Origin of the sequence: Streptomyces shenzhenensis (genome assembly GCF_021462265.1) — a bacterium.
In the GTDB taxonomy this organism is placed as follows: domain Bacteria; phylum Actinomycetota; class Actinomycetes; order Streptomycetales; family Streptomycetaceae; genus Streptomyces; species Streptomyces shenzhenensis.
The window spans coordinates 332,448-345,654 of sequence record NZ_JAJONF010000004.1; the positions used below are offsets into that span (position 1 = coordinate 332,448).

7 protein-coding genes are annotated in these 13,207 nt (G+C 72.3%); 5 read left to right on the plus strand and 2 right to left on the minus strand.

From position 1 onward, the window contains the following. Nucleotides 1-386: 386 nt before the first annotated feature. Complete coding sequence (locus LQ326_RS08185) at nt 387-2,093, plus strand: glycerol-3-phosphate dehydrogenase/oxidase (protein WP_234534157.1); 1,707 nt, start codon at nt 387-389, stop codon at nt 2,091-2,093. Between the two features lie 513 nt (nt 2,094-2,606). Here the strand turns inward: LQ326_RS08185 and LQ326_RS08190 are convergent. Further along, nucleotides 2,607-3,656: a serine hydrolase domain-containing protein gene (locus tag LQ326_RS08190; RefSeq protein ID WP_234534160.1), complete on the minus strand. Its 1,050-nt coding sequence runs from the start codon at nt 3,654-3,656 to the stop codon at nt 2,607-2,609. Between the two features lie 170 nt (nt 3,657-3,826). Here LQ326_RS08190 and LQ326_RS08195 point away from each other — a divergent pair, with 170 nt between their 5' ends. From LQ326_RS08195 to LQ326_RS08205, 3 genes are all read left to right on the plus strand, one after another. After that, the gene (locus LQ326_RS08195) at nt 3,827-5,890 is read left to right on the plus strand and encodes a serine/threonine-protein kinase (RefSeq protein ID WP_234534161.1); all 2,064 of its coding nucleotides are present in this window, start codon (nt 3,827-3,829) and stop codon (nt 5,888-5,890) included. 137 nt (nt 5,891-6,027) lie between these two features. Further along, complete coding sequence (locus LQ326_RS08200) at nt 6,028-8,841, plus strand: serine/threonine kinase C-terminal domain-containing protein (RefSeq protein WP_234534163.1); 2,814 nt, start codon at nt 6,028-6,030, stop codon at nt 8,839-8,841. Nucleotides 8,842-9,054: 213 nt separating this feature from the next. Continuing rightward, nucleotides 9,055-10,827 (plus strand): serine/threonine-protein kinase, encoded by a 1,773-nt coding sequence (locus tag LQ326_RS08205; RefSeq protein WP_234534165.1) that lies wholly within the window; start codon nt 9,055-9,057, stop codon nt 10,825-10,827. Nucleotides 10,828-10,941: 114 nt separating this feature from the next. Here LQ326_RS08205 and LQ326_RS08210 read toward each other — a convergent pair whose 3' ends face one another. Further along, nucleotides 10,942-11,532 carry a hypothetical protein gene (locus tag LQ326_RS08210; protein ID WP_234534167.1) on the minus strand — a complete coding sequence of 197 codons (591 nt, stop codon included), beginning with the start codon at nt 11,530-11,532 and terminating at the stop codon, nt 10,942-10,944. A 56-nt stretch (nt 11,533-11,588) separates the two neighbouring features. Between LQ326_RS08210 and LQ326_RS08215 the strand changes: the two genes are divergently transcribed. Next, on the plus strand, nt 11,589-13,205 hold the full coding sequence (locus LQ326_RS08215) for a serine/threonine-protein kinase (protein ID WP_234534169.1): 1,617 nt from the start codon (nt 11,589-11,591) through the stop codon (nt 13,203-13,205). Nucleotides 13,206-13,207 lie beyond the last annotated feature (2 nt).

The following is a 13,207-nucleotide window of genomic DNA, read 5'->3' on the forward strand; positions in this document are numbered from 1 at the left end:
GGGATTGTGTTCGTGTGTCTTCCTGTCTTCGTGGGTTTGGCGACCGTTGTCCACAGGCTGGGGGTGAGTGGTGGCTGAAGTCGGGCAAGGCGGTCAGAATTTGGGCAGGGGCCACGCCTGCCGGGGGCGCGGCCGACGCGACCGATGGCCGACGAGGCGGTCGGCGGCCGACGACGCGATGGGTGACGCGATGGATGACGCGATCGGCGGCCGGCGGCGACCAGTGACCGACATCGACATCGACCCATGACCGGACGGGTACCAGTGACCGACGGCGATCGACTGCTGAGGCGTCCGATGACTCCCGGCGGCCGATGGCCGATGGCCGATGGCGGACGACGACCTACGGCGAGCGATGACCGATGGCGGCAGAGCGGGAGGCAGCGGTGAGGACAGCGACACTGGGGCCGGAGCAGCGCGCGGAGTCCCTGGCGGCCATGGCCGAGCGCGAGTTGGACGTGCTGGTGGTGGGTGGCGGAGTGGTCGGCACGGGCACCGCGCTGGACGCGGTCACCCGGGGACTGGACACCGGCATCGTGGAGGCCCGCGACTGGGCCTCCGGCACCTCCAGCAGGTCCAGCAAGCTGGTCCACGGCGGCCTGCGCTATCTGGAGATGCTCGACTTCGCCCTGGTCCGCGAGGCCCTCAAGGAGCGCGGCCTGCTCCTGGAGCGCCTCGCCCCGCACCTGGTCAAGCCGGTGCCCTTCCTCTACCCGCTCCAGCACCAGGGCTGGGAGCGCCTGTACGCCGGTTCGGGCGTCGCGCTCTACGACGCGATGTCGATGGCCCGCGGCCACGGCCGGGGCCTGCCCGCCCACCGTCACCTGAGCCGCCGTCACGCCCTGCGGGTCGCGCCCGCGCTGCGCAAGGACGCCCTGGTCGGCGCCATCCAGTACTACGACGCACAGATGGACGACGCCCGTTATGTGACGACCCTGGTGCGCACGGCGGTGTCGTACGGCGCGAAGGCGGCCAACCGCGCGCGGGTGACCGGGTTCCTGCGCGAGGGCGAGCGGGTCGTCGGGGTCCGGGTGCAGGACGTGGAGGGCGGCGGGGAGTACGAGATCCGCGCCCGGCAGGTCGTCAACGCGACCGGGGTGTGGACCGACGACACGCAGGCGCTGGTCGGCGAGCGCGGCCAGTTCCACGTCCGCGCGTCCAAGGGCATCCACCTGGTCGTCCCCAGGGACCGCATCCACTCCACGACCGGTCTGATCCTGCGCACCGAGAAGTCGGTCCTGTTCGTCATTCCCTGGGGCCGGCACTGGATCGTCGGCACCACCGACACCGGCTGGGACCTGGACAAGGCCCACCCGGCCGCCTCCAGCGCCGACATCGACTACCTCCTCAACCACGTGAACTCGGTGCTCGCGGTGCCGCTGTCGCGCGACGACGTGCAGGGCGTCTACGCCGGTCTGCGTCCGCTGCTGGCCGGCGAGTCCGACGCCACCAGCAAGCTGTCGCGCGAGCACACGGTCGCGCATCCGGTGCCGGGGCTCGTGGTCGTCGCCGGCGGCAAGTACACGACCTACCGGGTGATGGCCAAGGACGCCGTCGACGAGGCGGTGCACGGGCTCGACATGAGGGTCGCGGAGTGCGTCACCGAGGACATCCCGCTGCTCGGCGCGGAGGGCTACCGGGCGATGTGGAACGCGCGGGCCCGGATCGCCGCCCGCACCGGCCTGCACGTGGTGCGCGTCGAGCACCTCCTGAACCGGTACGGCTCGATGGCGGAGGAGGTCCTCGACCTCATCGCCGTCGACCCCGGTCTGGCCGAACCGCTCTCCGCCGCCGACGACTATCTGCGCGCCGAGGTCGTCTACGCCGCCTCCCACGAGGGCGCCCGCCACCTCGACGACGTCCTGACCCGCCGCACCCGCATCTCCATCGAGACCTTCGACCGCGGCACCCGCAGCGCCCGCGAGGCCGCCGCTCTGATGGCCCCGGTGCTCGGCTGGGACAAGGACCAGACCGAACGGGAGGTCGAGCACTACGAGAAGCGCGTCGAGGCGGAGCGCGAATCCCAGCTCCAGCCCGACGACCAGACAGCGGACGCGGCGAGGCTGGGAGCCCCGGACATCGTCCCGCGGTAGATCCCGGGCGGACGGGGCCGTGACACGGGGCCCTGCCGGTACGGCCTCCCGTTTGCCGGGTCCAGCCTCCTGGGTCCAGCCTCCTGGGTGCTGGGTGCTGGGTGCTGGGTGCTGGGTGCTGGGTGCTGGGTGGGGGCGTGGGGTGTGGGTTGCTGTGGAGTATCGGGTGTGGGTTGTGGTGTGGGGCGTCGGGTGCGGGGTGTGGGTGGTCTGGGGCGTCGGGTGCCGGGGGTGGGGCGGTGTGGGGCGTGGGTTGTGGAGTGGTGCGGGGGGCGGGTGCGGGGGTGCTGACGTCTTGGGATGTCGGGGTGTTGGGGTGCCGTTGCCGCGCTGCGCTTCAGCCCCGGGCCCCGGGCCTACTCGCCCGTCGGCCGCCGGGAAACCTTCTCCGCCGTAGTGGCGCTGAGCCAGGACGGCGGTTTCCGGCGGTGCCGGACGACCCCGCCGCCGATCCTCGGTCATCACCCGATCGAGCGACCCGGTGTCAGGATCTCCCTCCGCCCCCCGGCCGTTCTACTTAGCGCGAGGGCAGAACTCGGCCGCGAGCAGTGCGGGTTCGAGGGCCGGGTCTGCGATCGCCGTCGTGTTCACACGGAACGTGAGGACATGCCGGCCGCCGATCGAGACAGCGCTCCGCACATAGCTGCCCGCGATCCGGCCGTTGTGCCCCCACACCGTGATCCCGCACGGCAGTTTCACAGGAAAGATCCCCAGGCCGTACGCGCCATGTGCGGCACGGGTGTCGAGCATCTCGCGCAGCCAACGCGGGGGCAGCAGCTCGCCGTCCAGCAACGCCGCGTAGAAGCGGTCCAGGTCGTCGAGCGTGGTCACCAGCTCACCCGCCGCGCCGGCCACGCGCGGGTCGAGTTCGGTGACGTCGGAGCCGTCGGCCGCGTAGGCGCGACCGTGCGGCGAGGGCAGCGTGGTGCGGACACCAGGGAGGGACGTGCCCGTCAGACGGAGGGGAGTGATGATGCGGCGCCGGACCTCGGTGGCGTACGAGTGGCCGGTGACCTGACGGATGACCATGCCGAGCACGACGTAGTCGGTGCTGGAGTACGCGTAGTGCCCCAGCCGGTTCGAGGGGAGGGAGAGCGAGATGCGTACGGCCTGAAGCGGAGTCAGGGGTACTGCACCCCGGGTGGCCGTGGTGAAGTCGGCGAGCCCGCCGGTGTGGCTGAGCAGGGCCCGCAGGGTGATCCTCCGCCCGTCGACGCCGCGTCCGCGCAGCAGTCCCGGCAGATGCCGCTCCACGGTGTCGGAGAGGGAGAGCCGGTGTTCCGCGGCCAGTTGCAGGACGACGGCGGCGATGAAGGTCTTCGTGATGCTGCCGGCGCGGAAGCGGTCGGCACGGGCGATACCCTGGCCGGCTGCCGCGTAGCGGACGTTGTCGTCCTCGCCATCGCGGTCGAGGAGAGCGGCGGCGGGTGCTCTGCCTTTGGTGACGAACTGTGACAGGAGCGGATCCCTCGCCTCCGCCGAGGACGCGGAACCGGCCATCAGCGGGGCGAACAACAGGGCAAGAGAGACCGGTATGGCCACCAGTGTCCGAAGCGATGGCATCCGGGACCCCTCCTTCTCGCCGTCCATCATCCCGGCCCGTGCAGCGCCCCCGTCCCCGGGGGTTCTCATCGCCGGGCCCCGATGCGCGGTCAGGGGGCCCCTGGGCGTCGGGTACTTGTCGGGTGAGGGACAATGAAGGCTCTGTCAGGGCGGGTTGCATGAGGGGACGCATGTCGGAGGCGGAGCGGGCGAGCACTTCTCGTCAGGAGACTCGTCAGGACAACAGCGAGCGTCTTCTCGCCGGGCGGTACCGGCTGGGAGGAGTGCTCGGCCGCGGCGGCATGGGCACGGTGTGGCGCGCCGAGGACGAGACCCTCGGCCGGACGGTGGCCGTCAAGGAACTGCGGTTCCCGTCGAACATCGACGAGGAGGAGAAGCGGCGCCTGATCACGCGCACCCTGCGCGAGGCCAAGGCGATCGCCCGGATCCGCAACAACAGCGCGGTGACGGTCTTCGACGTGGTCGACGAGGACGACCGGCCCTGGATCGTGATGGAGCTGGTCGAGGGCAAGTCGCTGGCCGAGGTCATCCGGGAGGACGGCCTGCTGACACCGAAGCGGGCGGCCGAGGTCGGACTGGCGGTTCTGGACGTGCTGCGGTCGGCGCACCGAGAGGGCATCCTGCACCGGGACGTGAAGCCGTCCAACGTGCTGATCTCCGAGAGTGACGGCCGGGTCGTACTCACCGACTTCGGTATCGCCCAGGTGGAGGGCGACCCGTCCATCACCTCCACCGGCATGCTCGTCGGCGCCCCCTCCTACATCTCCCCCGAGCGGGCCCGTGGTCACAAGCCCGGCCCGGCGGCGGACCTGTGGTCGCTCGGCGGACTGCTGTACGCGGCGGTCGAGGGCGCACCGCCGTACGACAAGGGGTCGGCGATCGCCACGCTGACGGCGGTGATGACCGAGCAACTGGGGGAGCCCAAGAACGCGGGGCCGCTGAAGGACGTCATCTACGGGCTGCTCACCAAGGACCCGGCCAAGCGGCTGGACGACGCGGGTGCGCGGGCGATGCTCAACGCGGTCATCAACGCACCGGAGGAGGCGCCCGCGGACGCCACCACGGTCGTGCCGCTGCCTCCGCAGCCCGACGCGCCGGTGGAGGGGAAGGGTGCCGGGGCCAAGCGGGGCGAGGAGTCCGGGGAGAAACTGCGCGGGGCGCTGCGGTCGGTGCGGAAGGCCGCCGGTGCGGCGAGTGCCGTGGCCGCGAGCCGGACGAAGAGTACCGGTGCGGGCACGAGCGCGGGCGCAGAGGCGGCCACGGCCGTGGCCCCGGCTGCTTCCGCCTCGGCCTCGGTGCCGGTCGGAGGCGCGCGTCCGGCGAGCGCCGGCACTGGTGCCGGCAGCGCGTCGGCGGGGGCCAAGCCCGTGGCGGGCATGGCCAGTTCGGGGTGGCCCGTGATGCCGCCGCCGGATCTGGACCTGGCGCCCCGGTCCGTGCCCAAGGCGCCGCTCACCGACGTGGTGCCCAAGCGCACCCTGCTGGTCATCGCCGTGGTGGTGGTGCTCGCGGTGCTGGGCACCGTGCTCGCCCTCACGCTGAACGGCGACGACGGGGACAGCAAGGGGAGTGGAAAGAGCGGCGGTTCCAAGGCGGTGGCGACCTCGGGGGCGAGCGCGAGCACCGGTTCCGGCTCGAAGTCCGGTTCCGGGGCCACCACCAAGGAGGACAGCAGTGGTGGCACGCGGGCGGACGGGGACACGTCGTCGGCCGGCGCCTCCGGAAGCGGCGGCTCGGACGCGTCCGGCGACGACACGGCCTCGGCATCGAACTCCAGTGGCAGTGGGAGCAGCAGCGGCAGCGCGCCGGTGGTGTCGACGCACAAGGGCGGACAGGGGTACTCGATCGGGCTGCCCAAGGGCTGGAAGTTCCAGACCGGCAGTTCCGCGGGGGACCGGTTCACCGGGCCCGGCGGGCAGAAGCTGCTGGTCGCCTGGACGAGCACGCCGAAGGACGACCCGGTGGCGGACTGGAAGAACCAGGAGCGTTACATGGTCCGCTCCCAGTACCAGAAGATCCGCATAGCCGAGGTGAGCTACCGCACCTGGAACACGGCCGACTGGGAGTTCACGTACGTGGAGAGCGGTACCGAGTACCGGACCATCGACCGGGGGTTCGTCGTCGACTCCAAGCAGGGGTACGCGCTGATGTACACGGCGAAGGCCGCCGACTGGAGCAGTGAGCTGCGCAAGGACACCTGGAAGACGCTGACCGCGTCCTTCGAGCCGAAGTGACAAATTCGCATCCCCACAATGCGAATTGCCTCCGGCACGTATCGTGAGTGGTTGCGGACCGTACGCATCCAGGTATGCATACAGAACGGGCCGCGAAACGAACGGATTTGACCAACCGGACGGCCGGGGGAGGCAACGTGGACGACTACGCGGGTCGGGTGCTCGCCGACCGCTACCGCCTGCCGCTTCCCCCTTCCGACGAGTACGAACACACCGAGACGCGGGCCTTCGACACCTACAGCGGGCAGGAAGTGTTCGTCCGCCAGGTGCCCCTGCCGGAGGTCGTCGAGGCGGAGGTGCTGGACGCCGAGGGATTGCCGGAGGGTTTCACGGCGCGTGACCGTGGCGCGCGTCGGCCGCCGACGGCGCGGACCGCGACACGCCGGCCCAGCGACCCGGTGGTGCGGCGTGCGGTGGAGGCCGCGCAGGCCGCCGCCCGGATCCCCGACCACCCCCGGCTCGACCAGGTCTTCGACGTGTTCGCCGAGGGCGGTTCGCTGTGGATCGTCAGCGAGTCGGTCGCCGCGCGGTCGCTGGCTGCGGTGCTCGCCGAGCAACCGCTGAGCCCGTACCGGGCGGCGGAGGTCGCCTCCGACGTGCTGATGGCGCTCCGCGTGCTGCACGCCCACGGCTGGGTGCACCGCAACATCACCGCCCGCACGGTCCTCGTCTGCGACGACGGCCGGGTGATGCTGACCGGCCTCGCGGTCGGCGCCGCGGAGGAGGCGCTGTGCGGGTACGACCCGGTGCCGGCGCAGGAGGATGAGCCCGGCGGGGGCGGCGACGCCGTCGCGGGCGGCGGGCGGATCGGCGAGGCGGAAGGTTCCGCCACCCCCGCTGACCCGCCGGGTAACGCACCTGGCAACTCGCCTGGTTTGCCCGTTTCGAGCGGTTCCGTCGGGTCGGGTGTCGTCGCCGTCGGGGGCATCGGGAGCATCGGTGGTGTGCCCGGTGGTACAGCGGGCGCGCAGGGGGCGCCCGGCGCCCCGGAGGCCGATCCCGAAGCCGCCCGGCGTGCCGCGATCCAGGCCCGGGTCGCCGGCGGGCTGCCGGGCGCCGGTCCGGAGGAAAGCCCCGGCTGCGCCGGTTCGGGTGCCGTGGAGCGGCGGGCGCTGGAGACCGGCACGGACATCCGGGCCGCCCGGGCCGGCGCGATCGCCGCGTACCGGGCGGGAGCCAGGGCGGCCGCCCGGGTCCAGGAGGCCCAGCAGAGTGGGCGGCCCGCGCTGCCCGGCGCCCGGCCGCCCGCCGAGGACGGCACCGCCGCGCCCGCACCACAGCCGCCGTACGGTCCGGGACACCCGGGCGGGGCGGTCCAGCAGCCGCATGCCAACGGCGTGGCGCAGGCGCCGTACGCGAACGGGCAGGCGTCGGCGCCGGGCGGGGAGCAGCGGGCCGCCGGTGCTGTGCCGCCCGGCCAGATAGCCGACCCGTACGGGGTGCGCGGCGCGCCGTCGCCCTGGCACGGCGCCGCCCCCCGCCCTCGCCCCGGCACGCCCCCCGCGGTGGCCCCCGGCCAGGAAGGCGCCGCGCTCCAGCCCGCCGGACCCGGCGCGGTCGTGCCGCCGGCCGGTACCGGCGCGGCCGGTCCGTGGACCGGCGCCGGACTTCAGGGCGGTCAGGGGCAGCCGCACGCCGTCGTGCCCGCTCAGGGCGGCGGGCCCGCCGCCCGCTGGGGCGAGCCCGTCGCCGTACCCGGGCGGCGTGGGCCCGCCACCGCGCTGGCCGCCGAGCGGGCGCGGCAGGTGCGGATGACCGTCGTGGGGCCGGTGACCGAGCGCTGGGCGCCGGAGCAGGCCGTTCCCGTGCACGAGAACTGGCAGCTGGCGGCGCCCATCGGCCCGGCCACCGACCTGTGGGCGCTCGGCGCGCTGCTGTTCCGGTCGGTGCAGGGGCACGCGCCGTATCCGGAGGAGTCGACGGCCGAGCTGGTGCAGCTGGTGTGCTCGGAGCCGCCCGCCTTCGCGGAGGAGTGCGGGTCGCTCAGACCGGTCGTGGAGTCGTTGCTGCGTCAGGACCCCACCGAGCGGCTGGACTTCGAGGAGCTGCGCGGCTGGCTGCGCTCGCTGGTGCGGTCGGCGCCCGAGCCGGACGCCGGTACGCATGTCGTCGCCGCCCCGCCCACCGATCCCCGGCGGCTGCCGATCATCCGGCGCCGCGGTGAGCTGGTGCGCAGGCGCCGGGCCGGGCTGCCGGCGCCGCACGGCCGGCACAAGCGGGCCCGGCAGGAGGCCGGGTCCCCGCGCCGACTGGGCCGCACCCTGCTTCTGCTGGTCCTGCTCCTGCTGGCCGCGGCGGTCGCGTACGCCATGCTGTTCCTGCCGAAGAAGGGCAGCGCGGACGACGGCGGCGCGGCGACCGGCGACCGGACGGGCGCGGTCGGCGATGCGAGCTCCGCCCCGAGCCAGAGTCCGACGCCGACACCGACGCCCACCGCCACCTCGACTCCGTCCACCGAGACGCAGACCACCGGTGGTTCCACCGGCGGCTCCACCGTCGCCGACGGGTTCACCCTGCGCAACGACCCGAACGGCTTCCAGGTCGCGGTGGCCAAGGGCTGGACCCGTACCCCCAAGAACGGCAGCGGCCAGGTGATCTACTCGCACGGGAAGTTCGAGCTGATCGTCGTGGCCGGACGGGACAGCGCGGCGGCCTTCGGCAGCGACCCGATGGCCTACCAGCGGGACAAGGAACCGGAGCTGCAGCCCTACCGGGACTCCAGCTGGGCCACCGCGGGCGGGCTGCGGACCATCACGGTCGGTCAGCAGGTATCGGCCGAGGGGCAGTTCACCTGGACGGACAGCCGGCAGGGCGACCTGTTCGTGCGCAACATGGTCTTCCTGGTCAACGGGAGGTACCACATCGTCCAGGTGCGCGGCCCGGAGTCGGAACGGGACGAGGTCACCACGCTGTACGAGCAGGCGTCGTCGACGTACAAGTACACGGGCTGAGAGGCACGCGCAGCCGGGCCGGGACGGACGGAGGCAAGTCGACGCGTCCGCGGGATGGTTGGTTCCCGTTTCGGTGCGGGGATTTGGTTCGCATCCGGTGACGAAAGCGAGAACCGTCACAGTGCTGTCTCCGTGGGACCCCGCTTGTTCCCTGACCACGGGGCGGTCCTTAGTCTGAGCCTGACAAGAGCATTGCGGGGCAACGTGAATCAGATGCAGGGCCTGCTCGTCGCGGGCCGCTACCGGCTGGCCGACATCATCGGCAGCGGCGGCATGGGCCGGGTGTGGCGCGCTCATGACGAAGTGCTGCACCGCGCGGTCGCCATCAAGGAGTTGACGGCCGCGCTCTACGTTTCCGAGAGCGACCAGACGATCCTGCTCGCCCGCACCCGGGCGGAGGCCCGGGCCGCGGCGCGTATCAACCACTCCGCCGTCGTCACCGTCCATGACGTACTCGAACACGACGGCCGCCCGTGGATCGTCATGGAACTGGTCGAGGGCCGTTCGCTGGCCGACGAGGTCAAGGAGCGCGGACGCGTCGAGCCGCGCGAGGCCGCCCGGATCGGGCTGTGGGTGCTGCGCGCGCTGCGCGCCGCGCACAGCGCCGGGGTGCTGCACCGGGACGTCAAGCCGGGCAACGTGCTGCTCGGCCAGGACGGCCGGGTCCTGCTCACCGACTTCGGCATCGCGCAGATCGAGGGCGACACGACGATCACCCGTACCGGGGAAGTCGTCGGATCCGTCGACTACCTCGCGCCGGAGCGCGTGCGCGGGCACGATCCGGGTCCGTCCTCCGACCTGTGGGCGCTGGGCGCGACGCTCTACACGGCGGTGGAGGGGCGCTCGCCGTTCCGCCGGACCTCGCCGCTGACCACCATGCAGGCGGTCGTCGAGGACGAGGCCGGCGAGCCGCTCAGCGCGGGCCCGCTGGAGCCGGTCATCACGGCCCTGCTGCGCAAGGAACCGGCGCAGCGGCCGAGCCCCGAAGAGGCCGAGCAGATGCTCGCCGAGGCGGCGGAGGGACGACGGCCGAGCACGGCACAGGCGTACATACCCACGCGGTCGCAGATCGCCGGTGGCGGTGGCAGCGGCGGGACGACGCGGCCGGTCTCCGACGGTTCGTACCGGACCTATGGGGAGGCGGCGGGGTACGGGGGTGCGCGCCGCGGCGACGCGTACGGCGCTGACCCCTACGGCGCCAACTCCTACGGCGGCACCGCCCGCGGGGGTTCCCACGGCGATTCGCACAGCGGTTCCCCCGGCGGTTCCATGAACTCGCCGACCGCCGTCGCTTCCGCCTCCGCGGCCGTCCCCGCGCAGCCCAGGCGGCGCCGGCTGCGGACGCTCGTACTCGTCGTGGCCCTGGCCGCGCTGCTCGGCGGTGGCGGGGCCGTGGCCCTGCAGAAGTGGAACTCCAGGCAGCAGGACGACAGCGGCAGCGTGGCCTCGCCCGCCACCTCCGGTCCGTCCTCCCCGGCCAGCGCGTCCACGGCCTCGGGCGGCACGATTCCGGCGGGCTGGAAGCAGTACGACGACCCCGCGGGCTTCGCGCTGTACCTGCCCGCGGGCTGGGAGCGCTCGGTGTCCATCAAGAAGACGGACGGCCTGGAGCAGATCGACTATTCGCCGGACAAGGGCAAGCACCTCGTGCGGGTCGCCGTCGACACCGCGCCGGACTTCCGTACCTCGTATGAGCACATGATCTACTTGGACCAGCGGGTCTCACTGCGGCTGCAGGACTACACGCGACTGAGTCTCAAGGAGGAGCTCTTCCGCGACCTGCCGGGCGTCCGCTGGGAGTACACATGGAACGCGCTGGCCAAGGACGGGCCGCACTACTTCCCGGGGCCTTACCACGCGATGGACGTCGCGTACATGAACAGTGAGGGCACTGAGTACGCCATCTACGCGGCCTCGCCGGCCGGCGACTGGGCCACCACCAGAAAGCAGTTCGACTGGATTCTGCGGGGCTTCCAGGAGCGTTGATCCGGAGTGGAACAGAGGACGGATTCAATCGGTCGTCGGTCGGCCGGCAGCAGACACCACTCGATCTGCGACGGCAACGGCAACTGGTGGTCGCAGCGGGTTGTGGCGCGGGACTCAGGCATAGTCCGTGCAAGAACGGACTATCGTGCTCCCTTCAATGACCGCCACCTGCGCGCCGATGTAGTCGAGAGCGTCTCCGGAGGGTGACGCGTAAGTGCTGAAGGATGTGGTGGCTCCGTTTCCGTCGTATTCGGAATGCCAGGCCCACTCCGTTACCCATCCAGTGCTGTCATCTATGGATACGAGCCGAATGGCCACATGGTGACCATCGGCGGCAGTGTCCTTGACCCAGCCGCTGATGTCCACATGGTGGGCTGTCCAATTGGTGAACGTGAGACTCCCCGTGGCGCCGGTCACCGAGCACGCGGCTCCGCCACTCGCCGCGCTGGCATCGGTCACTGTGGCCGTAGCAAATATCGCCGCCGCCGCGACGCTCGTGACGCAAAGGCGCTTCAAGGTGTGTGCCATAAGGAAAAGGTAAGACTTCCTTGATTCACGTGACAGCATGATTCCAGCCACCCGTTTTGTGCTGCATGACGCATATTTCTCGGTGGTTTGCCATGCCTTGCATCCATTTTGGAACAGGTTATGACCGAAAACGATCGGCTTCGGATCTTCGTAGGCAGGGTCCTGGGGCGGCGGCACATTCGGCCGGTCACCGGTCCGGAGGGGGCCGGGCCCGGCGCGGCATGATGGGGCCCATGGCGACCGATGGGGATCAGAGGGACGGCCTCCGTGTCATTGCCGGGCGTTACCGGCTCGAGAAACGGCTCGGGCGGGGCGGAATGGGGGTCGTATGGCGCGCGGCCGACCAGTTACTGGGGCGGCAGGTCGCCGTCAAGGAGCTCACCGTCGACGACGCCCTCTCGGACGACGACGCCCGGCTGCGCCGCGAACGCACCCTGCGCGAGGCACAGGCCGTCGCCCAGCTGCACCACCCGCACATCATCGTCGTGCACGACGTGGTCGAGGACGGCGGACGGCCGTACATCGTCATGGAGTTGATCGACGGCGGTTCGCTCGCCGACCGGATCTCGCGGCGCGGGCCGGTGGACGTCGGCGAGGCCGCGCGGATCGGGATCGCTCTGCTGAGCGCGCTGCGGACGGCCCACGAGGCCGGGGTGCTGCACCGGGACATCAAACCGGCGAACGTGCTCGTCGAGGCCGGCACCGGGCGGGTCGTCCTCACCGACTTCGGCATCGCCCAGGTCGCGGGTGCCACCACGCTCACCGAGACCGGTTCCTTCGTCGGCTCGCCCGAGTACACCGCGCCCGAGCGGATGTCCGGGGCCCGGTCCGGCCCGCCGTCCGACCTGTGGTCGCTGGGGGCGCTGCTGTGCGCGGCGCTCAGCGGCGAGTCGCCGTTCCGGCGCGACTCGTTCGGCGGGATCCTGCACGCCGTGGTCTCCGACGAGATCCGGCCACCGGCCCAGGCCGAGCCGCTGCTGCCGGTCGTACGGGGGCTGCTGGAACGGGATCCCGAGCGGCGGCTGGGCGCGGCGGAGGCCGAACTGATGCTGCGCGGGTTCCTGGAGACGGGGGCCGTGACGGACGCCGGCGGCGCGGCGCGGAGCGCGGGCGTCGCCTCGTACACGCCGACCCAGCGGGACGTTCCGTGGCCGCCGCCTCCGGAACCCGCCGTGCCGCCCCGGCCCTCCACCCGCGGGGTGCTGGTCGCCGCGCTGCTGGTCGCCGCGATGGCGGGGGCGGGCGTGTCGGCGGCCATGCTGCTGTTCCACGGCGACGGCGGCGGCACCGCCCCGGGCCCCGGGGGGACGACGGCCGCCTCCGCCTCCCACCGGGCACCCCCCTCGCCGACGGCCGGCACGCCGTCCCCGGCCACGACCGCCCCGCCGCCCACCGCCCCGTCCCGGACCGCGCCCTCCGGCTACCGCCTCGCACGGGACCCGGCAGGCTTCACCCTCGCCGTCCCCGAGGGCTTCACCCGTGACCCGCAGGGCGAGCGTGTCTTCTACATGTCGCCGGGGCAGACCTTCCGGCTCGGCATCAGGCTCTCCGAGACGCAGACCGGCGGACCGGGCGGGGTGCTGCGGCGCGCGGCGGCCGAGGGACCGAGCACGAACCCCGGCTACCACGACGGCCGGGTCACCGACACCACCCACTCCGGACACCCCGCCGTCTTCTGGGAGTTCACCTGGAAGGGCTTCAGCGCGGCGGAGGGCCCCCGGCACACCTACGACCTCTGCTGGGAGGAGGACGGCCGGCTCTACGACGTGTGGGTGTCGGCGCCGGTCGGGAAGGTGCGGGAGGCGCGGGAGTACTTCGACGTCGCCGTCGACACGTTCACGGCCACCTGAGA